Origin of the sequence: Providencia sp. R33 (genome assembly GCF_019343475.1) — a bacterium.
Taxonomy (GTDB): domain Bacteria; phylum Pseudomonadota; class Gammaproteobacteria; order Enterobacterales; family Enterobacteriaceae; genus Providencia.
Map to the genome: position 1 here is coordinate 1,687,182 of NZ_CP072453.1, position 22,314 is coordinate 1,709,495.

The following is a 22,314-nucleotide window of genomic DNA, read 5'->3' on the forward strand; positions in this document are numbered from 1 at the left end:
CGCATTTTTATTTTTTCTTAAGCCATTGGCCATTAATACCCCTAACATATTCCCCTGAGCCTGCTCTCTCAACTAATTTTTGCCCTGCAATACGAGCAACTTCATTCGTTTTAAGATTATTTTTAGATGCAATTTCGCTGTATTTCTTTTCGCGTTCACCGTTAATTTTTTCTGCCAATTTCACTGCATCAGTATTATCTGTTTTTACCACTGCTAAATACCCAGATAGTGTTTCACCTAAAACACCCTTTTCTTTTGCTTCATCCACCGTAAGTGCAAATGCAGAAAATACACTTAATAATGAACACAAGGCTAATGCTTTTATTATTCGGTTCATTTATCACTGACCTCCCCGAATAAATCACTGTTCTCTTTGAGTAACTCTTCAACTTGCCTATCGGCTTTTATTTGTATTTCATGCTCTATTTTCACATTCATATTAATATTAATTGGCTTATCGGGAGTAGCGACTTCCACCCGTAAACACGCCACTAATAAAAAGGCCATGATGATCACTGCGCTTGCTTTTAATGTACCCACGTTATTCCTTAGAACCTTCATAGGTTCTTTTCTAGCCATTCTTCTAAAGAACTACCAAATCGTAAACTACGCCACAACTGAAAGATATTTTCTTCATGTTGATAGTTTAAATGCACTTCGCGTTTTTTCTTTTCTTGGGCATTGAATCCTTCCAAAATCGTTTTCATCGTCAGTTGCCCTAAATTGGTAATATTCACATCAGTACGGCTACGTTTTATTTCCAAATACTGTAACCAGCCAATGGCAGAGCCAGCTGAAATATTATCATTCTGAATAGATTCAACAAATTGTGTATCTAATCGTAATGTCAAAGGACCACTGTTCTCTACCCACCCTTGTTTGACAATCCACTCTGGGTTATTCAAATAAAACGGAAGTTCACCATTTACTTTGCCTGAAACGGCGAATTGAGACACTTTCAGTATGGTAAATAATTGGCTCAGTTCAATTTGATGTAAGCGTATCGTTGATGCATCCGTTTGCGGCCAACGCAATAAGTCCATAGAGACATCACCACCCAACATTTTAAATCCAACATTCGTTAGCTTCAGTGGTGTCACATCTGTCGGTGGGTAGGTTCCAACTAAGTCTGCTTTAATATCCGTCAATTCAAAGAGATTATTGAGTTTTTTAATTCGCAGCTCTACGGGGGATTTTTCCCCAAAGGTCCATATACTTTGTTTCAAACGCCATGGTAATACAAAGTTCAAACCAGCTAGCTCACCATCTTTTAGCCAAAGGCTGGTATTTTCAACACGCCAGTGCCCACCGGCGATAAACCCATCTTCTGGGGTAATTGAAAATGCCGCCTGTGAGAATAGTTTGCCTTGTTTTAATTCGAGCCCTAGATCAGCAGGTATTAACGTTTGGAAAGCTGTAACTGACTGTTCGGGCCAACGAGCTTCCCCCCTAAGCCGCTCACCATCCCAACGCCCAAAAATAACAATAGGCCCCACATTTTGTGTGCTTAAATCACCTTTTAATTGAAATTCAGCAGGTGACTTCCCTTTAATATCCGCATTTACTGTTATTTTAGGTAAATAGCTTTCAGCGCCAAACTGCATTCGATTACTCGTTAACTGCAATGCACCATTAAAGCTGGCTTTTGTCCTATCTCTTTGCCACTGTAATGGCTTTGTGAGCTTTAGCCGCGGGGCACTCATCGATAACAAACCATATTTAATTTGGTCAAAGCCTGTTGTCAGGTTATTTAAAGTAATTAATGTGTCTTGCCAGCTGCCATTGCCCTTAACATCCCAACGAGCGTCTAACGCAGGTAGCTTGGCATTTCCCCAGTAATTCCAAAACCATTTACCATTATCTAAGGTGAATTTATTGGCTTTACCATCAAGGTGAATATCAAAGTCCCCCCAGTACTGCTCCTGTACTTTTAATATTGCTTGCAACCTGCCAGATATTCCCTCTTCGCTTAATGACGTTCCCGCTAAAGGCAACCGGATTTCTTTTAACAAGACTGTTGACGACGCTCGTCCATAAGCTCTCAATAATGAGCCAGATAAAAAAGAAACTTTAGGCGATATTAATTGCCCTGAGATTTTTGCTGGCAAGTTAATATCAAGTACCATATCGTCATATTTAACTTGCCCATTTAACTTAAAATTGACATCTGTATTTAATAAGTCGAGATGCGTTTCTGGTAGTGTTAAAACGATATTTCCTTTACCTTTCTTCGCTTGGGTTAACATATTCAAGCGACCAGAAAAAACCATATTCCCTAATGGTTGATTCCAATTTTCAATTTGAAAGCTGACACCACCTTCAACCGGGATCCCCGCATCTTCCCATTGCCACTGCCCCTGTGAAACGGTAAACATTGATGCAGATAATGCCCAAGGCAGGTTAAGCAACTCTTTTTGCTTAGCTGTATCTGTGACAATTAAGGTTCCATTTTCGTCAATCCATTCAAGTTTGGCTTGCAAATGCTTTTCTGATTCTAATAATTTGAAATATGCCGTTAACTCACCATTTTGTGGAAGTTGGCTTGAAACTATAGGGAGCTGGATTTCACCTGATAACGTTATTGTTTGCTGTTGTTCTGGTAAATACGCAGAAAACTCGCTGACGGCTAACTGCTTATCGCTAGTAATAAACGAAGATAATCTTAAGTTATCCCCTATAAAATCAAACTGTAGCGGTGTGTTTTTTTCAGTATGACGCAACCAAATACTTCCCTGATAGGCATTCCATGGTTGAATATTTATATTCTTTATCACCAACGAAAATAGCGGGATATTGTCTATCAATTCAGCAATATTCAGTGGTTCACTTGAATTATCTTGATCCGTTTCAAGTGCGCTCACACATTCAGTAGAGACATTCGCATTATCAATGTTCAAATGAAGTGGGAAAATGGAAAGACGCGCATCACTTAACTCAACAAGTTTGCAATTCTTTGCGGTTAAACTGAGTTCAGATAGATGCAATTGCCCTTCAGTAATTCGTGGGTCTGAGAAAGATAACTGGAGTGGTTTTGGTAAATAGTGAGAAGCTACGACAGGTAGCCAGCGAGCAATTGTTATCCATAATATAGCTAAGAGAACAGCACTTCCTCCGAAAAACCAGAGTAAAATTTTACCTGCTCTTTTAAATACCTGCATCAACTGCATCCTTGTTCGATTAGCTCTGTATCATTATTGTTGAATTTTAATTCAATTTTTACATTAACCCGTTGTCTAAAAAGCATAAACCATATTCAGGCGTAAGCAGATACCTATTTTCTTAATTTCTAGGTGATTTACAAACTTAATTGCCTTATTCTGAGTTTATCTTTTGTAGGTACACCATTTTACCTACTATTTTTATTGGTTCCTAAAAATTGGAGTCTCTTCGATGAAAATTGTTTCTTATAGTACCAAACAGTATGACCGCAAGCACATGGAGCAAGTTAATCAAGGCTCAGAATTTAATTTTAGTATTGAGTACTTTGATTTTCCATTAACTGTTCAAACTGCCAAAAATGCCGTAGGAGCAGATGCGGTTTGTATTTTTGTCAATGATGAAGCGAATCGTGATGTTTTAGAAGAACTTGCTGCTTTAAATATTCGTATTTTAGCTTTGCGCTGTGCTGGATTTAACAATGTTGATCTTGATGCCGCAAAAGAGCTTGGAATTCACGTTGTTCGTGTTCCTGCTTATTCACCAGAAGCGGTTGCTGAACATGCTGTAGGAATGATGTTATGCCTAAACCGCCGTATCCACCGAGCTTACCAACGAACCCGAGATGCAAACTTTTCACTCGAGGGTTTAACGGGCTTTAACATGCATAATCGTACCGCAGGGATCATAGGAACAGGCAAAATCGGGCAAGCAACTTTGCGGATTTTAAAAGGTTTTGGTATGCGCTTACTTGCGCACGATCCCTACCCTAATCAGGCCGTTTTAGACCTTGGCGCAGAGTATGTCGACTTAGATACTTTATATGAACAATCAGATGTTATCTCCCTTCATTGTCCCTTAACGCCTGAAAACCATCATTTACTCGATGAAGGTGCATTTAACAAGATGAAAAAAGGGGTTATGATCATCAACACTAGTCGGGGAGCCTTGGTTGATTCTGTCGCCGCAATTAACGCATTAAAATCACAAAAAATTGGTTCACTTGGTATGGATGTCTATGAAAATGAACGTGATTTATTTTTTGAAGATAAATCTAATGATGTGATTCAAGATGACGTATTCCGTCGCCTTTCATCTTGCCACAATGTGTTATTTACAGGTCACCAAGCATTTTTAACTGAAGAAGCTTTAACCAGTATTAGTCAAACAACACTTAGCAACATCGACCAGGTTAGCCATGGCAAAGCCTGCCCGAATATTGTTAGTGCTTGATTGGGCATCGGATTGATGAAACGTTTAATTCCACTGACCCTTTTGGGCTTATTATTAGCAGCTTGCCAAACACATCAAGTTGATGCGAAGAACGATGACACAGCAATTCAAGATGCTTTAGTTCACCATCGTTATGTTTTAACTGAGGTTGATGGTAAACCCATTAAAGCGAAGCAAACAGTTCCTTACATCGCTTTTGGCGAAAAGATGTTTGTTTCTGCATCAATGTGCAATGACTTTAATGGATTGGGCAATATTAATAACGCCAAAATTACCGTTAAAAACTTAAATAAAACCGAACTTGAATGTGTTGATGAAGATTTGTCTAAATGGGATTCGATGTTAAAGCGTATGCTTACAGAAGGTGCGACTATTAATTTAAAAAATAACCAATTGGTCTTAATTCAAGGCCATTATAAATTAGTGTATTCCCTACGTGATTACATCAATTAACCTAATACTCTAGATACAAAACCGTACTCATTAATATAGCTTAAAATGAGTGCGGTTTTCATAGACATGCATTCATTCGATTCTACTTTGCCTTATCAAATAACAAACCTACTTTTGTTATATGTGACATTTTATCCATATAATTATGAATATTACTACTAAATGCTAGTCCAGCAACAATACTCAAGCTACGTAATGTAGGAAAGATATAAAAATCATTTATATCAATAGTTTCGTTACGGTTTTCTAGCCAGACATCTAATAATGACAGTTGAGGAGCAAGCTCGACCAGTAATGTATGCGTTTCTTTTCGAAACTCAGCAAGGTCGCCATAGGATTTCGATGTTCTCTCAATATATGCAGCTCTTGCTTCATTTGTGCTTATTTCAGGAAAATCAGTTTCGACAAAACGAGGTGTCACCAATTTATAAACAACACTAGAGACGGCTTTAGACCAAGTTTCAATTTGTGGTGATAAAACACCTGCTGCGTATTTTATTTCACTTAGTTGGTCAATATAATGCACGATATCTAAGCTTTCGGGTAAATAGCTACCATCATCTTTTTCTAAGATCGGCAGCATTTTCTTACCAATCATTCTAATGGGCGTTTCATAGTCATTATCCAATAAAACGATTTGCTCTACTTCCATATTTTTTAAGCCAAAAATCATTCTTGCCCTAACGCAAAATGGACAGTGGTCATAAATATATAGTTTCATTTTTCACCTCACGAATAGTGATAAACACCCGTAGAACCTTAATAATAGTATATGTTAATACATATATTTTGTGATTATTTTTTTGTTTTTAAGTACATTAGTATTTAGTGCACAAAATCCCAATCGAAAAAATAAGGTTATGGCAAAATAATCATTTTAAACACAAGAAAGCACCCACTATGCCGATAAATAATATTGCTATTATTCTGTTCGATCAGTTTGAAACCCTTGATGTGATGGGGCCTGTTGAAGTATTTGGCCGACTAGAACACTGCCAGATAGATTTCATTTCACCTAATGGCGCAGCGATGACCAGCTCTCAAGGTGTGACCCTCAATACTCGCGCAGTATCGGTTCCTACTTACCAACATATTTTAATCCCTGGAGGCCAAGGTACACGCCCTCTTTCTATGGATACGAATTATATTCAGTGGGTAAAAATGCAGTTTGAATATGCTGATACGGCTATTTCTGTCTGTACGGGGGCAGCTCTACTCGCAAAAACTCCGTTATTAGATGGGTTACAAGCAACAACGAATAAACTTGCTTATGATTGGGTGACTTCCTTAAATCAATCTGTTCTATGGCAACCGTCAGCGCGTTGGGTTCATGATGGTAAGTTTTATACATCATCAGGCATTAGTGCGGGTATTGATATGTCTCTACAAATCATAAGTGACTTTTATGATGTTGAAATAGCTAAAAACATTGCATTAAGGATGGAATATTTATGGAATCAAGACCCTAGTAACGATCCCTTTGCAAAAATCATCATATAAGATGTTTTTATATTTAGCCTTACCGAACATTTATTAATTATGTTATTGCCAATAAATATAATCAATATTTAATTATCTAGATTAGATATTAATGATCAGATTATTAACAATGAATTATCCAAGCATTAACCTATTTTAAAAGGTAGTCAATTTTAATTATTTAAAACACCTATAACACATTGGTTTTTAATGGGTTACTTCAAGATGATTTCATGTTGAAACATCCAGTTTAATTTATAAATATAATAACTTAATATCACTCATATTATTATTTTTCTTGATTATGTTAACAATTAAACTTTAGGACCCAGTTTTAATGTCAATGCATATCCCACACTAAAAATAATGGTTTTAGCCATTTTATTATAAATAGGGATTTTTATCATAATTATGAATATTAAAACTTTTAAATTATGTTATTTTTTAATATAATCCTATGTGTAAATTAACAACAATTATCAAATAATAACCTTTCATGTAAATTGAGGATGTCATATGGACATTCATAGTATCATCGGTATAAAAATAAAAAACCGGAGAAAAGAACTTGGTCTTTCTGGCGCTGATTTAGCTAATAAATTAAATTTAAGTCAGCAGCAAATATCTCGTTATGAGAATGGCATAAATAAAATACCAATTAATCATTTAGTTGATATTGCTGAAGTACTAGATTGCCCTATCGAATGGTTTTTTCACGGTTATGCAAATAGTGCAACATTAAATAAAAATAAACTATCTAATGAAGCCAATCAAGAGTTAAAATATGCAGCTGAGAGCGTTATTGCCCCAACAAAAAACCGACCCTAACAAAAATTTTCATTAGAAAACTCAGTGACTATAAAAATAACATGGATACCACAAGTACCATGTTATTTTTATGTATTTAAGATAAAAAGCCAACCGTTATATAACGATTGGCTTTTTACAATGCTAATTTTACGTTGATAAGATTCTATTAATCACTAATTTCACATTTTAATGATTAATTCAATGAAATTATATTAACTTAATCATAAGTGATATTAAATATCATTTTTGAATTAACTTCACCAGCTGATGTTTTCGACTCATACTGATAATAACGGGCAGAATACTTCATATTAAAAATATAATCACCTTTATTAACTAACCTACCAACGTTATATTTTTTCTCAAATTCTAGAGGTTTTTTGCCGTTATTTTTATCTAGAACTTGAATACCTATACCTTGAGCAATATTTGTCGTGCTGGTATTTTCTAATACGCCCTTATCTAATGTCTTGTATTCATTACCACTAAATGTCATTTTTATATTCGCAAAACCGGATTGGCTTACACCTCCACTACATATCAACTTTATATCAAAATCCTTTTCGCCTGCTGTAGCCCCTACCCCTGTCAGTTGTGTACGTTTAATAGGATCTAGATAAACCTGTTGGTTTCTCTCGCCATCCACCCGACAGGATGGTGAGACAATTGTAATTGCATTCGCATCCAAGTAGCTTACTAAATATGGATTATGATTACTTTTATAACCATATGTTGTGTAATCACCGCTTGCTAATACACCAGAACCCGTAACTTCCGCTGTTTTAATAATACTTAATGTGAATACTGAATTATTAAGTGTATAGTTTGTTCCAAATCCCGCATTTAATGGTAAGAAATCGGGATACGTCATTGTATATGGACCAGACTCTCGATGAAATTTTAAACCAATTCCTTGAACATTTGTCTGGTAAACTTTACCACCTATCGGGGTTAAACCTGGGAAAATAACATCAGCATCTATTTGAACATTACCAGTACATCTTATGTACGTTGCGTTCGTCTGCATCCCAAAATCTTGCTTCTTAATGATGGATCCAACGGGTAAATCTGGATCTACAACCACTGTCCCCATTTTCATTTCGACTCGGTAAGCTGGTTCACTAGTTCGAGTGCAAGAGCCAGCGACCGCGTAGCTAGTAGTAAATAGCAAGATGAATCCTATATAACAACGATATTTATTATTTATTGACATAGAATTTCCTTATTATTTATTGTTTCTAAAGAGAATGAACATTGACCTTTTTCCCATTTAATAAATGCTTCTCTTGCTGTTTCACTACTAATAAAGACTGTTCCCCCTTGACCAACAATACCAATTGGCTCGTCATCTTTATTAGTCACTGTAGCGCCGAACGGTAATGGTCTGTTGTCAGGGCGTATAACATTAAATGCAATGTTTTTTTCTACTTTAGTACCAAATTTAACTTTAATTACGCTACCTTCATAAGGCACAACTTGAATCGCTGTATTCTCGAAAACAATGTCCTCTGGACTCCCTTTAGGGTCAATTTCCACATTATTAATACGATAAGCTCTTACATAAGGTGCAATAGCATAACCATTACTGTCTATGCGTGTTCCTGGTGCGCCCATAATGGATGCACCTTCAGCACCTTTAGCTTCAATTAACGCTAATGTCGTTGAACTATTCGGTGTCAATGTCACACCGCCTGAGTGCACCACCATAGAACCATTAGCGCCCAGTCCAAACTGGCGGTATCCCTGGCCTTGGCTATAGTTAGCACTGGTATTTACTAGCGAAGAACGGTATCCCGTATTCAAACCAATATTTTTCTCACCACCATTTGCAACTGAAGTATTAACACCGTAAGTCCAGTTATTCTCTTTATCAAATGCGCCACTCGCACCAATTTGAGTTGAACCGAATTTTTCGTTATTAAATATTGTATTTGAGGTCAGTGTTGCGCTCTGGCTTTCGCCAAAGTACAAGGGATAACTCAGATTCAAACTTATACGATCATCTTTTTTATTATTTTTAGTATTATCTGCATAAACTCTCATCAGTGCTATACCATATGAAAGTCGGTCATAACTATTGTTATAACTCAGTTGATACTGCTCTTCAGTCCCTGATTTATCCCAGTAATTAGAAATACGTCCAGTAAAATAAATACCACCATACCCTTCAGATAAGTTTTGATTTATTGTGTAGCTAAACCCATTTTTCTCACGACCCAGTGTATTTTCAATACCACGTTTATCATTGTCTATTGCATACAATGCATTATTAACATTGTAATAATCTTTTGTTGAATACCGATAAGCAGCCAACACTAAGTTCGTATCTGTTTGTGTAAATAAACGGCTAAATGTCAAACGGTAACTTTGCCCATTCTCAGTTTTATACTTAAATGCTGTTCTTGATTGTGTTAAGTCCACAGCAACTGCACCGAATCCAGTATTGATACCTGTACCAACTAAATAAGCTTGATAATCATCAAATGCAGTCACACCACTATAAAGTGTAAAGGTATTATTCAAACCATGCTGAATAGCACCTTGCATAATAAAAGGACGATTTCTCAAACCATCGGCATCCGCTTTACCACCAGCAACTTGGTAACGGGTAAAACCTGGACGTAATAATTGTGCTAACGATGAATATGGCACACTGAAAGTCGTTTCATGACCATCCGCTTCTTTTACTGTTACAACCAAGTCATTTCCATAACCTGATGGATAAACATCCGTTAAACTAAAAGGACCAGGAGAGACGGTTGTTTGGTAAATAATAGAATCATTTTGCCTAACCGTGACTAAAGCATTACTTTGCGCTATACCTCTGATCTCAGGTGCATATGTTGACATCCCATCAGGATACATATTGTCATCTGTCGCCAGCTTTGCACCGCGTAAGCTGATACTATCGAATAGATCGCCATCTGTATAAAACTGGCCTGCGGTTGCTTTTGATTTTAACCCTGCAATAGGCTTCTGCAGGTAGGTCTGATTACTATTCCAATTCGTACCTTCATGGCGCTGCCAATTAAGATTACCAATATGTTTAAGTAACCAACCGTCATAGCTTAGGCCCGTGTTTAATCCAAGATACGCACTTGCGTTATCATTTCCCATAGAGCCACTAGTATGATTATCATAATAGTTAGCCATATAGCCTATATTCAATGCCGGGATCCCTGTTTCCCAAAACTGAGGGGCAACATATCCACGAGAAATACGCTGTTCATAAATTTGTGGAACAGAAATATCTAAACGTAATGTCGATGAGTGAAATGTATCCACTACATCTTTTCCATTATTCCAATCTTTTAAAGGTAAGCAGCTATCACTCTCTTTGCTAACTGTCGGATTCAGTTTTTCAATATTAATACCAAAGTCTGAAAGCATTGCTGGCGTGTAGCATACTGCCAGTTGACCATCTTTCTGCTCCTCAAAACTAAGGTCATAACGCCCTTTCCAGTTGTTATTTGTGTAAACATCAACTGAATATTTTCCAGGGCTGATCCCTGAAGAATTGAAACGTGCTAGGTCAACTTCTTCTTTACTACCTATAATAAAACCACTATTAAACTCATAGGCTGTATCTTCTTCACCCCATGCATAAAATGTAGGTACCATGCATGCAGTAACAAAGCAGGTCACAGAGAGCGTATTGCTATATTTATTTATTAACTCTCGCTGTTTCATCATATATTCCTATTTAACGGTGGTTTTCACCGCAATATCTGAACCATAATCATTAATATTATTTATTACGATATTACTTCCTGATCTTACGGCTTGTATTAACTCAACCGTAGTCTGACTTTTTGGTTCTAATAAAACGGTTTTATCATTTAAGCCAGATTCACCATCTGTTGAAATCTTTGTAACCGTAATATAGTAAGGGGTTGGATTATCGATAATAATATTTTTTCCACTAGATTTAATAACAAGTTGTTCTGGTGCTAATTCACGGCTACCTAGCCCAGTTGGACGATAAAAGAATTTAAAACGAGAGCGGATCGCTAATTGTAATACATTCTGATTATCTCCATCCTTGCCTTTGGCTACAGGAGGAATGTCTAAAATATTTAACCACCATAGACTTTCTCTATCCTGAGGAATACTTCCTTTATCCATTAATTTGATTCGTAATGTTTGACCACCTTTGGCCTCTACACGTGAAATTGGCGGTGTAATTTGAAAAGGTGTTTTTATCGTGTCTGGCGTTTCTGAAGCATCACCGGTATCAAGCCATGCTTGTGCAATTGCAGGACGATCCGCGGTGTTGTTTAATTGCACGGTAATTTCTTTTTCATTTCCAGGGTAAATAAACCGTGTGCCATTAACGATAATATTATTAGCAAATGAATGCATACTGAAAATGAAGCAGAATATAAATACTATTGCTTTCATTTAAACCTCAAAATAAAAGCGGCAGCATACCCACCGCTTATTAAAGTAATATTTACTTAATATTTAAATAATGTCATAGGTATAACACTAGTAAATAATTAACTTACGGATCTCTTATTGATAAGTGATTTCGTAAGTTGCATAACTTTTAACTTCACCTGTAGTTACAGCTGTAGGTGTAGAAGTTGCATAACCAACGTAATATTGGAAACGAGCACCGTTTTCAACTTTCGCTACATCACCAACAACTTTTTTCTGTGCTGGGTTACCAGGGATGATTTTGTCTGATAAATCTGCTTTATCAGACGTTGAAAGTGCTAATTGGATGTTGCTAGCGCCAGTAGTTTCAGTATTTGCTAAGTAGCCTTCTGATTTAACAGATGCGCCTTGCAGTAAATTACCGCCAGTCCAGTTAACATTTAATAACGTTTTATCGATTGCAGTGCCTGTGCCTTTAGGATCTTTCACATCTGCAGCAATACAATTAGTTACATCAATAACAAATGGTTTTGCTTTCAGAAGTGCATCTGCACCACCAGCACGAACTTCAGTTAATGAAACTGGTGCTAAGTAAACGCTAGCATCGCTACCTTGACCGTCAACAGAAACAGTACAAGAAACGTCAGTTACTTTACCGTGGAAGTTAACTTGGCCGCCGCCAACGTTTAAGCCAGCTGCATTAGCTGTTGATAAACCGATAATTGTAGTTGCAACAGCAGTCAGTAGTATTTTCTTCATTTTCATTTCCTAATATGAGATTTTTATTCTTACGCTTACAGAACTAGAATTCATTAAGTTTTTGTTTTATTTAGTGGAAAAAATGAAAACAAAAGACCTATCGTATAATGAATATACGAATGATAAGGTTTATGTTTCATTTTGAAACCTTCTGTATTAATACAAATAAAGATGTTTCTTAATGAGTCCTACTTAGAATCAATAATCATATGCTCTATATGATTTCGAAGAGAGGATACATAATAACTTAAATTTTATTAAATCGTTTTTATCATCGCATATTAAATTATTTGATAGGTGATAACTATTGAAAATGATCTATTGATTGAGTTATCTAATGTGTTATTTTCGCTGATTTACACGTAAAAAGTTCAATTTTTAGATATAAAAGTGATTTATCGCAATTTAATGGCGTTTTATATAAAAAATATTTGATTATTAGAATTTTAATAAAACATGTTTTTTTGGTTCTTATGAGTAAAAGTGGCATTTAGCTTACATTTAGATACTTTTTGTCGCAAAATATCAATTTAACACATCACTTTTTGAATAGTGAAAAAACCACAATATATAAACATTATTAATGAATTTTCGTACAAATAATGAGTCAGTTTTTAGCTAGTAAAGAAATAATAATAGCGAATTATTATGTTTACCCCCTCAAAAACACACACAGAGAGTATACTAAGATATTTATATCAATAATTAGCTTTTCTTGAAAGAATAACAATGGAATTATTGTTAAGGAATGGTTTAAATCTGATTAAATCCAAATAAAAACATATAAAAGGATGTTGGAAAAAAAGTAATTGGGAAAATAACAATAAAATCGCAATAAAATTCTTTATTCATTTAACAGCACAAACAACTAAAATATCAAAATAGGAACATCAGCAATGGAGGCAATGTAAAAAAAAATTATCATTGTTTTTGATATAGAATAAAAAACCCAGTCAATTTGCATGAAAAACAAACTGTTCCACATCAATTTTCACATTTTATAACCATATGAAAATCATCATGATTTCTTAAAACGAACAACACGAAAAGTTAGGATAGTGACCTTCATTTTTAGCATTAAGAATATTCCTAATTCACGCATATGGTGTGTAAGAGTGTGATCTACCACCTTAAACACATCAAAAAATGACCGCAGAATAAACAAATGCGTACTCTTAACATCATCATAACGTTTTTATATATGTTCAATTCGTACAATAAGGCCTGTTTTCAGTGCTATTACATAACATAAGGTAGCTAAGTATATTTTAGTATTATTTTTTTAACATAATGAGACCAAACACCATAAAAATATTTTACATCAGTAATTTACGATAGTCTGATCAACGATAATATCAAAAGCCATATGAAACGATAAAAATACCACCGCCTGAGCGATTAAAGTGACCCACAAATATTTATGCTTAATTTATGGTAATGATCGACTAGATATCGACACTATTGTTATCGGTCGATAACAGAAAAAGTTTGAGTGAAAAATGATTTATTTTTAATAAAGATAAAGCAAAAACCAAGCTGGCTTTTGCTTTAGGAGAAAGGCTAGAAAATTTATTGTTGATCTCTACGATATAAGGCCCACTCTTCTACTTTTTCACCTGAAGGTAATGTACAAATACCTACTTGTCCTTGTACTGTATCCGTAATTTCAGATGTCCCACCTAGTTTCTCACAGTAAACTGAAGCTGGATTAGCCATTCCAATGGGCTTTACCACATTCCTTTCTTTTGCAGTGCACCCCACAACTAAAAGTATAGCTGAAAATACCAGAAGCTTTTTCATATGCATACCATTTAAGTTAAGTCGGTTTATTCTATTGCAACTATAATAACCTGTGTGAAAAATATTATTTAGAGGTATAAGAAAGATATGGATAAAACAACACAACAAAGAAATCCATAACGTTTTGTTTTTACGGAAAATAACAATAATATTTCACGATGTGTGAGTGTTTTATAAAAACGGAATATAACAAAAAATAGTGATATTGAACCACTTTCTTGCAGAATGTCATTGTATTATTGGTGATGATAGGCACGAAAAACAAATCATGTAAGTTCAACCCATTTCACGATAGGCTATTTTTTGTCGTAACATGACTAGAGTGAACTTCCCAATACTTCTACAATTAACATACTTAAATGATTTATAAGAGTGCTTACAAGTATATACCTGTTATTGCTAATATTTTTTTATATTTATCGTTTTACCCCAATAACTGCTAATAAAATCACTTCTTCTTACGATTATCAAAAATAACAATTAAAATTCCTAAGCAAGCAACAACAAAACTCCCAATAATGTAATTTTGCCTATCAAATGCAAGGCCAGCATCTTTTATATTCTCACCGTAGACGATAGGAATGCTGACATCCATATTATATGATAGAAAAGCAGTAATGAGCCCAACTATCGTTAAAACGACACCAAATGTTTTCATCCTGTTCCTCTTAAATCCCATTAATTTAGGATATGTTAACCAACAAGCTAGACAAAAGCAAAGCTTATGCTCGCTCTTATCTTTTATTATTTAACAAAAAATGCGAGAAAAACCAACAGTATCACATTCGGTTTTTTAACGAAGGATTGATGAGCAAAAAATTAGTCTGATTTTTTAAAAATAACTATGAGTGATTAATTAAAAAGCATAGTTAATCATTGTTGTATAATGACTAAATCTTTCTAATACAGGGAACTGTGATGTAGAAAAGAGAATATCTAATAACATAATTAAATCAAGTTCAGGTAAAGATGCTTCCACTTTAGTACCTATATATTTAAAGATTAAAACGACCACACCTTTATATTAATGCTATGGTTCCATTACCAAAATTTCATTTTCACAGCGTTGTTGCCAGATTTTCTGGAAATCCTTTTCGGGTATCATTTCCCCTTCAAAATCAAATAAAGGAAACGATAAGATATTTTTTCCATTATGATCTTTTACAACTTGGATAATAAATTTTTCATACTGGTATGGGGCTTCATCTTTAAAAGTAAATACCTCACCACACACATTACCGACAACATTATGAGGAGAATTTGCAGCGGCGGCATACAGCTTCACATTTCTGAATTCTGTCGCTTTAGGTTGATACATAAAATTTGTCACCATCAGTTTAGCCTGAGCAGTCACATCAAATTGAGGGTTGAGATTCAATGATACACCCAGAACAAATGCAAAAAGTACTAAGATTAAAAAGCAGAGTATGCGGAAAAAAGTTGTAATCACAATAAAAAACCACTTACAGAAGACATGACTAAAATTTACCCCTTACATAATAGGAGAGCAACTCACAGCGATAAAACTATTCAATCTCAAGGGGAGTTTTTCAAAAAAACCTTTAATAACGCTCAAAAACACCATAATCTGGCCTTTCCCCCCTCATAACTGCGCGTTGTTGTTCATGAACAGCTTCTCTATCTATGCGCTTTTGCTCCGATGTACGCGAGTCTTTATGCTGTTTTGGCCATGTAGACTTATTTGGTTCAAAAGTTGGCGCTGAAGAACAGCACGAGATAACACATAAACAAAATAGTGAGCAGATAAATTTCATATTTTTTCATTATACCGTAAAAAATGGACAAGAAACTTAGCAAATTTGGCGAATAATAACAACCAAACAAGTATTTATACTTAATAAAAATGAAGTGCAAATCTTATTTGAAACAATATTGTCATAAGTGTAAAAATTTGTTAGTTTGTTTAACTATATATTTAACTTTAAATAAATTAAGTATATATACCAGCACCAAACAAAAGGAGTAAACTCCATGCTAACTAAATACACTCTATTTATCGGTTTTTGGTCGATTCTAGCACTAAGTGTTGGAATTATTTATTCCCATATTTAATACACCAGCAAGAATAAATTCATTTATCTACATTTTTAACCAACCCCGTGCCTATCTTCTCCAATAGAAAAATAGGCACGCATCCTCTCCTTCAGTATCCACTTATACACGAACTATAAGACCAGCAGTGATAGCTTAAAAACCAAGAAAGGATCTACCGTACCTACTGCAATAAGCGCTGTTAGGCCCAAAATAGCAATCATATTAAGTTTCCCATTTAACCAAATTACCATCAAATAAATTTGAAGGATGTTATTAACACCTATTTATCAAATACAATCCTATTAATACGTTTCCACACATTTAAATCCCAATCATTAAATTATAAAACAAGAAATAGAGATTGCGATGTCCCCCTTAGCTTATAATTTATATATATAAACGAGAGGGCATAAGAATATTATTAAAAAAAAGTTGCGATTAGTTGCGATTATTACTGAGGCATCGGTATGTTTAACCGCAAGACGTGAAGAAAACCTTCGCGGGGTTGCATGTGAAATACATAGATATGGTGGTAAGATCATCTATCACACGGGGAATAATGATTTAACTGAAAAGTTTGGATCTATAGCTCACCTAGTTGCTAACCTTCAATATTTAAAAGGACACTGCTTAAAAAACTGCGCTTGTGGGTTAGTTTTATGCTTGGTTATTTTTCAATGTTTTTTTGTATTTTTTGATTATTTTCAAGGCCCACTCATAGTGAGAAGATGTTGCAGATACAGCATAGCTCCCTAAGCTTGTGGTCCCTGTCCAATTAAAATATTTTTTAATGAATAATTCTTCATTGGAAAACTGATTAATCAATTCTAAACACTGCTCGTACGTAGTAGTAAGTAAGTTTTTCGCCGTATCTAATGAAGTACTTTGATGCTTTTCCCAAAATTTAATATTCATTTCAGGATAATTTTTCCAGTTATACGGCTCAGGTAGAAATGGAATAAAATTACCACCCAAATTAGATTGAACCCATTTAATAAATAAATTATGCCACTCATATAGATGAACTAAACAATCACGGATTTGACGGTCTCTTCCCTCAAAAGGAAAAATCCCTTTTTGATCTTCTAATGAAAGTGAATCAATTACACTCAGTAACTCGTTATAATTTTTTACTGCTAGCTCCAATAAACTATCCTTAGTTGAGGGCCTAGGCATACCATTCTCCTGTAAACTTAACTAAAACTATCCTAATCTACTGGTGATTTTTAGCAATATAAAAACCACCAATGTGAAGTGCCCACATAACTGTTTTAGACCTGGATCACGAAACATACACGGTAAGGTAAGCAAGGATAGAACAGGGTTGCCTTCCCCTATACTATCTAGCAATAACAGTGAAGCACATATCTTTCTGTTGGCTCAATAGGGACAACTTGGAAGGCTACATTAAAAATGGGCGGGCATCAGACACAGGAAAGCATATGAGTCTAAGCACACATATACTTGCTGGGCTCTAAGTGCTGGAGCAAACCCTAGTTTTATTGCAAATCAGATAGGGCATATATCAGTGTAGGTGATTTATGCTGTATATGGAAAATGGATGTCTGATAAAAGTGATAGCCAGATAGCATTACTAAACCTAAGTTTTGAAGAAAATGCCCCGCTCATGCCCCAGGTGTTAAATAGATAACCATTTAATCGAATAAAACCAATAGGCTAACCCCTACCCTTTGGCTTATTCATGATGTGGTCTTCCCAATCAACCACATCAATTTCCCTGACAGCAATGTGGCGCACAGATACTCTTTCATTGTGCATTGCGGCTTTAGAACCTGTTTTTAACGGGTGCCAAGCGGGTAAGGTTTTTCCTTCAAGTAATAAGCGATAAGCACACGTCGTTGGTAGCCACTCAAAGGTTTCTAAATTATAACGATTGAGTTTGATGCAATCCGCTTCATATTCGAAGCGGTTCTCATAGTGTTTGCACTGGCAGGTTTTTAAATTTAATTGGTTGCAAGCCACATTAGTGAAATAGATTTCATCAGTATCTTCATCCATTAGTTTATGTAAGCAGCATTGCCCACATCCATCACACAAAGATTCCCATTCATCATCCGTCATTTCATCTAGTGTCTTAACCTGCCAGAACTGCGACATAATACTTATTAATCCTATACTTAAATAACTCGAGTAGTCAGCGAGTGATCATTAATCGATAGCTTTAACATATCACCAGAGGCCAATGGACCAACACCTTCTGGGGTCCCCGTCAAAATGACATCCCCTGCACGTAATGTGAAGAAGCGGGACATATAGCTAATAAGAGGTAAAATCGGTGTGATCATATCACGCGTTGAGCCTTCTTGGCGAATTTCCCCATTAATTTCCAGTGATAGCTGAACATTCTGCAACTCACTTGGATTATTGACAGGAATAAACCCAGAAATTGGGCATGAGCCATCGAATGCTTTACTTTTTTCCCAAGGCTGGCCCGCTTTCTTAAATTTTGCCTGTAAATCACGCAATGTTAAGTCCAACGCAACGGCATAACCTGCAATTGCACGGGAAACACGGTCTTCATCTGCATTTTTTAATGGCATACCAATCAAGATTGCCATTTCGACTTCATGGTGAACCTCGCCTAAATCTTTTGGAATAACAATTGATTGAGTTATATCACAAAGCGCGGTTTCAGGTTTGATAAAGATAACAGGCTCTTCGGGTATTGCTGAGCCCATCTCTTTGATATGCTTGGCATAGTTACTACCTACACAAACAACTTTGTTTGCTGGGAAATCAAGTAAAGCACCTTGCCAGTCACGATGTTGATACATAAGGGTAACTCCTATTATCGTTATTGTATTTTTTGAGCGATGCCGTCGGCCATCAAACTTACACTCAATGCAAAATAGTATGAGCGATTCCAATGCATGATGGTGCGAAAGTTCTCAGTCACTAAAAATGTTCTACCTTCAGGATCATCCGGAATAACAACCCATGTTTTTACATCCGGCGATAATTGTGCAAATGCAGGTAACTTAACCCCTAATTGCTGCCAATCACTGACGGTTTTGCCTTGCTCTGCTTTAACGCCTTCTAAAGCTCGGTTAAAGTCCGCCGGTAAATTGACTTGGTAACCCCAGGGTAATTGGGATTGCCAACCTTCTGTTGATAAATAATTGGCGATTGACGCGAAAACATCCGCTTTATTATTCCAAATATCCATCTTTCCATCGCCATCACCATCTGCCGCATAGGACAAATAGGATGTTGGCATAAACTGACTTTGGCCCATCGCACCAGCCCATGAGCCTTTTAATTGTTGGTCTTCAGGGATATAGCCTTTATCCATTATCTCAAGTGCTGCCAGTAATTGCTTGCTGAAAAGCGCTTCACGACGCCCTTCGAAAGATAATGTGGCAAGTGCTGAAATGACGTCTTCTTTGCCTTGTGAGCGACCAAACCCGCTTTCAAGCCCCCATAGGGAAACGATAAATTGCGGCGGAACACCATATTTTTGACTAATTGAATCAAGCAGTGCCTTGTTTTCAATATACTTGTCATATCCCGCATTAATACGTGATTGTGGGAGGACATTTTTCAAGTAGCTGGCTAATGTAACCGTAGCTCTTTTTTCTGGCTGTCCTTTATCCGCTTTTACCACTCGTTCTATAAAGTGAATGTTAGCGAAACCACGTTCGATCGTGGCAGGTTTGATCCCTTGCGCAATAGCATGTTCTTTCAATAATTCCACATAAGCAGGGAATTGCGAAGGTTCACGCTGTTCAATAGGAAATGCTTTATCAAGTGCAGCAACTTCTTCGACAATCGCGGCATTTTGTTCTGCCGTAATCGGTTGAGCTGTAACTGTTTCATGTTGTTTCACTGAGCAACTTGCTAAAAGCAAACCAGCGACTAATGTATATAATAACGTTGGCTTCATTTGTATCCTCCAGAACACACAAGGGTTTTTCAGGTTTTTCTTAAATTGCTTTAAATATTAAGCTCTTTATGTTCTGAAAGCAGATCCTCCACTGGAGGCGGGAATTGTAAATAATAACCAACTTCTTGTAAGTCGGCCTTAACTCGCGCCAAATCAGCATTAGCAAGCTTTTCACGCTTATCTAACGCAATCACCATGGCGAATTGAGGTGTTCCAAATTGGGCTAATAACTCTTCAGGAACGCGTGAAAAATCATCTTTCTTTTCAACATAAAGATAGGTTTGTTCACGCTTAGGGCTTCTATAAATTGCACAAATCATTATATTTAACTCTTTTTCTTAGTTCATTAGCTTGCTTGAAGAATACAGTAACTATAACATGCTATTGTTTTACAGAATATCTTCGCCCGAGGATTGTTTCGGAAATTTTAATTTGCTGAGTCTAGATAGATGCCACAATCGCCAATAGAACTTAAAGGCAGCAGTTTTACTCTTTCAGTTATTCACTTACACAGTGAAGAGCCTAAACTCATCAAAAAAGCGCTGCAAGATAAAGTAAATCAAGCCCCTGATTTCTTTAAAAATGCCCCTGTTGTCATCAATATTGCAGAATTAACTGCACAGGCAGATTTATACAGCATTCATAAATCTGTAGTTTCTGCGGGGTTGCGTATTGTTGGAGTTAGTGGGTGTACAGACCCTTTATTGCGCCAAAAAGCCAATGAAGCTGGCTTACCGATATTAAGTGAAGGTAAAAGCCAGAAACCTGTTGAAATTCATACTGAGGTAAGTGTTGCCGCAGTACAAAATGAGCCGGTTTATCGTAAGACTCGAATTATCAATACCCCTGTTCGTTCTGGGCAACGCATTTACGCGCCAAATAGTGATCTTATCGTCACAAGTAACGTGAGTGCAGGTGCAGAACTGTTAGCAGATGGTAATATTCATATATATGGTGTGATGCGGGGTCGTGCCTTAGCAGGTGCTTCTGGTGATATTGAAAGTCAGATTTATTGTACGCATTTGCAAGCAGAGTTGGTCTCTATTGCAGGTGAATATTGGCTGAGCGATCAAATCCCTGCTGAATTTCTCGCCAAAGCAGCTAAACTTCGTTTAGTTGATAATAAACTTAACATCGAATATTTAAATTAGACCTTATTTACAAGGAATTATTCATGGCACGCATAATTGTAGTGACTTCTGGTAAAGGTGGTGTTGGTAAAACCACTTCAAGCGCGGCCATAGCAACTGGCCTAGCACAAAAAGGGAAAAAAACCGTCGTAATCGATTTTGATATCGGTCTACGTAACCTTGACCTCATCATGGGGTGTGAACGTCGGGTTGTCTATGACTTCGTCAACGTTATCCAAGGTGATGCAACGCTTAATCAGGCTTTAATTAAAGATAAACGCACCGAAAACCTGTTTATTTTACCTGCTTCGCAAACGCGCGATAAAGACGCACTAACTCGTGAAGGTGTTGAAAAAATCCTTGATGAGCTTGGTGATAACCTTGGTTTTGATTTTATCGTCTGCGATTCACCTGCGGGTATTGAAAGCGGTGCATTGATGGCACTGTATTTTGCTGACGAAGCGATTATTACCACCAACCCAGAAGTATCTTCAGTTCGTGACTCTGACCGTATTTTAGGCATCCTAGCCTCTAAATCACGCCGTGCAGAAAAAGGCCAAGACCCAATAAAAGAACACCTTCTATTGACGCGTTATAACCCTGGGCGTGTTACCCGCGGTGATATGTTAAGTATGGAAGATGTGCTGGAAATCCTTTGCATTCCATTAATTGGGGTTATTCCAGAAGATCAATCTGTCTTGCGCTCATCTAACCAAGGTGAACCTGTTATTTTAGATAAAGAGTCTGAAGCAGGCCAAGCTTACGACGACTGTGTCGCGCGCATTTTAGGTGAAGATCGCCCTATCCGTTTCATTGAAGAAGAGAAGAAAGGCTTCTTAAAACGCCTATTTGGGGGGTAAATAATGGCTTTATTGGATTTCTTTCTGTCGAGAAAAAAGACGACAGCGAATATCGCAAAAGAGCGATTACAAATCATCGTTGCGGAACGCCGCCGCGGTGATAGCGAACCCGCATATCTTGCTGATATGAAACGTGATATTTTGCAAGTCATCTGTAAATATGTTCAAGTTGACCCTGAGATGCTCTCCGTACAATTTGAACAAAAAGACGATGATATTTCTGTTCTTGAGTTAAACGTCACGCTACCAGAAGGTGACGAAATTAAAACTACAACAACAGAAAAATAATTTGCAA

General features: G+C 36.4%; 23 protein-coding genes. 7 read left to right on the plus strand and 16 right to left on the minus strand.

Going from position 1 to position 22,314, the window contains the following annotated elements; translation table 11 throughout:
- Positions 1 to 7: 7 nt before the first annotated feature.
- Genes J6836_RS07950 through J6836_RS07960 form a run of 3 tightly spaced genes read right to left on the minus strand, consistent with a single transcriptional unit; the run spans position 8 to position 3,158 of the window.
- On the minus strand, positions 8 to 337 hold the full coding sequence (locus J6836_RS07950) for a YdbL family protein (protein WP_219248294.1): 330 nt from the start codon (positions 335 to 337) through the stop codon (positions 8 to 10).
- Positions 334 to 561: a YnbE family lipoprotein gene (locus tag J6836_RS07955; RefSeq protein ID WP_219248296.1), complete on the minus strand. Its 228-nt coding sequence runs from the start codon at positions 559 to 561 to the stop codon at positions 334 to 336. The genes J6836_RS07950 and J6836_RS07955 overlap by 4 nt, the downstream gene beginning before the upstream one ends.
- The gene (locus J6836_RS07960; protein ID WP_219248298.1) at positions 558 to 3,158 is read right to left on the minus strand and encodes a YdbH family protein; all 2,601 of its coding nucleotides are present in this window, start codon (positions 3,156 to 3,158) and stop codon (positions 558 to 560) included. Before J6836_RS07960 ends, J6836_RS07955 begins: the two co-directional genes overlap by 4 nt.
- A gap of 232 nt (positions 3,159 to 3,390) precedes the next feature.
- On the opposite strand from J6836_RS07960, the gene J6836_RS07965 reads away from it, so the two are divergent.
- A complete protein-coding gene (locus J6836_RS07965; protein WP_219248299.1) occupies positions 3,391 to 4,389 on the plus strand; it encodes a 2-hydroxyacid dehydrogenase in 999 nt (332 codons plus the stop codon).
- A gap of 15 nt (positions 4,390 to 4,404) precedes the next feature.
- Positions 4,405 to 4,842: an META domain-containing protein gene (locus J6836_RS23150; protein WP_219248301.1), complete on the plus strand. Its 438-nt coding sequence runs from the start codon at positions 4,405 to 4,407 to the stop codon at positions 4,840 to 4,842.
- An 82-nt stretch (positions 4,843 to 4,924) separates the two neighbouring features.
- Here the strand turns inward: J6836_RS23150 and grxB are convergent, their stop codons facing one another.
- A complete protein-coding gene (grxB, locus tag J6836_RS07975; protein WP_219248303.1) occupies positions 4,925 to 5,563 on the minus strand; it encodes a glutaredoxin 2 in 639 nt (212 codons plus the stop codon).
- A 179-nt stretch (positions 5,564 to 5,742) separates the two neighbouring features.
- On the opposite strand from grxB, the gene J6836_RS07980 reads away from it, so the two are divergent.
- Positions 5,743 to 6,342: a DJ-1/PfpI family protein gene (locus tag J6836_RS07980; RefSeq protein WP_219248305.1), complete on the plus strand. Its 600-nt coding sequence runs from the start codon at positions 5,743 to 5,745 to the stop codon at positions 6,340 to 6,342.
- Positions 6,343 to 6,837: 495 nt separating this feature from the next.
- Positions 6,838 to 7,149, plus strand: a complete 312-nt coding sequence (locus J6836_RS07985; RefSeq protein WP_219248307.1) for a helix-turn-helix domain-containing protein — start codon at positions 6,838 to 6,840, stop codon at positions 7,147 to 7,149.
- A 199-nt stretch (positions 7,150 to 7,348) separates the two neighbouring features.
- On the opposite strand, the gene J6836_RS07990 is transcribed toward J6836_RS07985, so the two are convergent.
- From J6836_RS07990 to J6836_RS08045, 12 genes are all read right to left on the minus strand, one after another.
- Positions 7,349 to 8,344: a fimbrial protein gene (locus J6836_RS07990; RefSeq protein WP_219248309.1), complete on the minus strand. Its 996-nt coding sequence runs from the start codon at positions 8,342 to 8,344 to the stop codon at positions 7,349 to 7,351.
- Positions 8,335 to 10,821 (minus strand): fimbria/pilus outer membrane usher protein, encoded by a 2,487-nt coding sequence (locus J6836_RS07995; RefSeq protein ID WP_219249442.1) that lies wholly within the window; start codon positions 10,819 to 10,821, stop codon positions 8,335 to 8,337. The genes J6836_RS07990 and J6836_RS07995 overlap by 10 nt, the downstream gene beginning before the upstream one ends.
- A gap of 9 nt (positions 10,822 to 10,830) precedes the next feature.
- Positions 10,831 to 11,532, minus strand: a complete 702-nt coding sequence (locus tag J6836_RS08000; RefSeq protein WP_219248311.1) for a fimbrial biogenesis chaperone — start codon at positions 11,530 to 11,532, stop codon at positions 10,831 to 10,833.
- 114 nt (positions 11,533 to 11,646) lie between these two features.
- Positions 11,647 to 12,270 carry a fimbrial protein gene (locus J6836_RS08005; RefSeq protein WP_219248313.1) on the minus strand — a complete coding sequence of 208 codons (624 nt, stop codon included), beginning with the start codon at positions 12,268 to 12,270 and terminating at the stop codon, positions 11,647 to 11,649.
- Between the two features lie 1,569 nt (positions 12,271 to 13,839).
- A complete protein-coding gene (locus J6836_RS08010) occupies positions 13,840 to 14,070 on the minus strand; it encodes a putative hemolysin (RefSeq protein ID WP_219248315.1) in 231 nt (76 codons plus the stop codon).
- A 448-nt stretch (positions 14,071 to 14,518) separates the two neighbouring features.
- Entirely contained in the window at positions 14,519 to 14,728 is a 210-nt protein-coding gene (locus tag J6836_RS08015) for a hypothetical protein (protein WP_219248317.1), read from the minus strand.
- Between the two features lie 372 nt (positions 14,729 to 15,100).
- A complete protein-coding gene (locus J6836_RS08020; protein WP_219248319.1) occupies positions 15,101 to 15,448 on the minus strand; it encodes a hypothetical protein in 348 nt (115 codons plus the stop codon).
- Between the two features lie 1,334 nt (positions 15,449 to 16,782).
- Complete coding sequence (locus J6836_RS08025) at positions 16,783 to 17,301, minus strand: ClbS/DfsB family four-helix bundle protein (protein ID WP_219248321.1); 519 nt, start codon at positions 17,299 to 17,301, stop codon at positions 16,783 to 16,785.
- A gap of 501 nt (positions 17,302 to 17,802) precedes the next feature.
- A complete protein-coding gene (locus J6836_RS08030; protein WP_219248323.1) occupies positions 17,803 to 18,243 on the minus strand; it encodes a YcgN family cysteine cluster protein in 441 nt (146 codons plus the stop codon).
- Between the two features lie 20 nt (positions 18,244 to 18,263).
- Positions 18,264 to 18,920: a fumarylacetoacetate hydrolase family protein gene (locus J6836_RS08035; RefSeq protein ID WP_219248324.1), complete on the minus strand. Its 657-nt coding sequence runs from the start codon at positions 18,918 to 18,920 to the stop codon at positions 18,264 to 18,266.
- A 20-nt stretch (positions 18,921 to 18,940) separates the two neighbouring features.
- Positions 18,941 to 20,029: a lytic murein transglycosylase gene (locus J6836_RS08040; protein ID WP_219248327.1), complete on the minus strand. Its 1,089-nt coding sequence runs from the start codon at positions 20,027 to 20,029 to the stop codon at positions 18,941 to 18,943.
- Positions 20,030 to 20,079: 50 nt separating this feature from the next.
- On the minus strand, positions 20,080 to 20,349 hold the full coding sequence (locus J6836_RS08045) for a YcgL domain-containing protein (RefSeq protein WP_219248329.1): 270 nt from the start codon (positions 20,347 to 20,349) through the stop codon (positions 20,080 to 20,082).
- 129 nt (positions 20,350 to 20,478) lie between these two features.
- On the opposite strand from J6836_RS08045, the gene minC reads away from it, so the two are divergent.
- Genes minC through minE form a run of 3 tightly spaced genes read left to right on the plus strand, consistent with a single transcriptional unit; the run spans position 20,479 to position 22,307 of the window.
- Positions 20,479 to 21,180, plus strand: a complete 702-nt coding sequence (minC, locus tag J6836_RS08050; RefSeq protein ID WP_219248331.1) for a septum site-determining protein MinC — start codon at positions 20,479 to 20,481, stop codon at positions 21,178 to 21,180.
- A 23-nt stretch (positions 21,181 to 21,203) separates the two neighbouring features.
- Positions 21,204 to 22,019, plus strand: coding sequence for a septum site-determining protein MinD (gene minD / locus J6836_RS08055; protein WP_206084204.1), 816 nt, complete (start codon positions 21,204 to 21,206; stop codon positions 22,017 to 22,019).
- 3 nt (positions 22,020 to 22,022) lie between these two features.
- The gene (minE, locus tag J6836_RS08060) at positions 22,023 to 22,307 is read left to right on the plus strand and encodes a cell division topological specificity factor MinE (protein WP_206084203.1); all 285 of its coding nucleotides are present in this window, start codon (positions 22,023 to 22,025) and stop codon (positions 22,305 to 22,307) included.
- The last annotated feature ends 7 nt before the right edge of the window (positions 22,308 to 22,314 follow it).

What these genes read in the sequence shown, in the direction of transcription:
- J6836_RS07995 (WP_219249442.1), bottom strand. Translation starts at nt 10,821, where the DNA reads ATGAAACAGCGAGAGTTAATAAATAAATATAGCAATACGCTCTCTGTG.
- minC (WP_219248331.1), top strand. Translation starts at nt 20,479, where the DNA reads ATGCCACAATCGCCAATAGAACTTAAAGGCAGCAGTTTTACTCTTTCA.
- J6836_RS07950 (WP_219248294.1), bottom strand. Translation starts at nt 337, where the DNA reads ATGAACCGAATAATAAAAGCATTAGCCTTGTGTTCATTATTAAGTGTA.
- J6836_RS08040 (WP_219248327.1), bottom strand. Translation starts at nt 20,029, where the DNA reads ATGAAGCCAACGTTATTATATACATTAGTCGCTGGTTTGCTTTTAGCA.
- J6836_RS08000 (WP_219248311.1), bottom strand. Translation starts at nt 11,532, where the DNA reads ATGAAAGCAATAGTATTTATATTCTGCTTCATTTTCAGTATGCATTCA.
- J6836_RS07960 (WP_219248298.1), bottom strand. Translation starts at nt 3,158, where the DNA reads ATGCAGGTATTTAAAAGAGCAGGTAAAATTTTACTCTGGTTTTTCGGA.
- J6836_RS08025 (WP_219248321.1), bottom strand. Translation starts at nt 17,301, where the DNA reads ATGCCTAGGCCCTCAACTAAGGATAGTTTATTGGAGCTAGCAGTAAAA.
- grxB (WP_219248303.1), bottom strand. Translation starts at nt 5,563, where the DNA reads ATGAAACTATATATTTATGACCACTGTCCATTTTGCGTTAGGGCAAGA.
- J6836_RS08045 (WP_219248329.1), bottom strand. Translation starts at nt 20,349, where the DNA reads ATGATTTGTGCAATTTATAGAAGCCCTAAGCGTGAACAAACCTATCTT.
- minD (WP_206084204.1), top strand. Translation starts at nt 21,204, where the DNA reads ATGGCACGCATAATTGTAGTGACTTCTGGTAAAGGTGGTGTTGGTAAA.
- J6836_RS07965 (WP_219248299.1), top strand. Translation starts at nt 3,391, where the DNA reads ATGAAAATTGTTTCTTATAGTACCAAACAGTATGACCGCAAGCACATG.
- J6836_RS07985 (WP_219248307.1), top strand. Translation starts at nt 6,838, where the DNA reads ATGGACATTCATAGTATCATCGGTATAAAAATAAAAAACCGGAGAAAA.
- J6836_RS08035 (WP_219248324.1), bottom strand. Translation starts at nt 18,920, where the DNA reads ATGTATCAACATCGTGACTGGCAAGGTGCTTTACTTGATTTCCCAGCA.
- minE (WP_206084203.1), top strand. Translation starts at nt 22,023, where the DNA reads ATGGCTTTATTGGATTTCTTTCTGTCGAGAAAAAAGACGACAGCGAAT.
- J6836_RS08030 (WP_219248323.1), bottom strand. Translation starts at nt 18,243, where the DNA reads ATGTCGCAGTTCTGGCAGGTTAAGACACTAGATGAAATGACGGATGAT.
- J6836_RS07990 (WP_219248309.1), bottom strand. Translation starts at nt 8,344, where the DNA reads ATGTCAATAAATAATAAATATCGTTGTTATATAGGATTCATCTTGCTA.
- J6836_RS08015 (WP_219248317.1), bottom strand. Translation starts at nt 14,728, where the DNA reads ATGAAAACATTTGGTGTCGTTTTAACGATAGTTGGGCTCATTACTGCT.
- J6836_RS08010 (WP_219248315.1), bottom strand. Translation starts at nt 14,070, where the DNA reads ATGAAAAAGCTTCTGGTATTTTCAGCTATACTTTTAGTTGTGGGGTGC.
- J6836_RS07980 (WP_219248305.1), top strand. Translation starts at nt 5,743, where the DNA reads ATGCCGATAAATAATATTGCTATTATTCTGTTCGATCAGTTTGAAACC.
- J6836_RS08005 (WP_219248313.1), bottom strand. Translation starts at nt 12,270, where the DNA reads ATGAAGAAAATACTACTGACTGCTGTTGCAACTACAATTATCGGTTTA.
- J6836_RS07955 (WP_219248296.1), bottom strand. Translation starts at nt 561, where the DNA reads ATGAAGGTTCTAAGGAATAACGTGGGTACATTAAAAGCAAGCGCAGTG.
- J6836_RS23150 (WP_219248301.1), top strand. Translation starts at nt 4,405, where the DNA reads ATGAAACGTTTAATTCCACTGACCCTTTTGGGCTTATTATTAGCAGCT.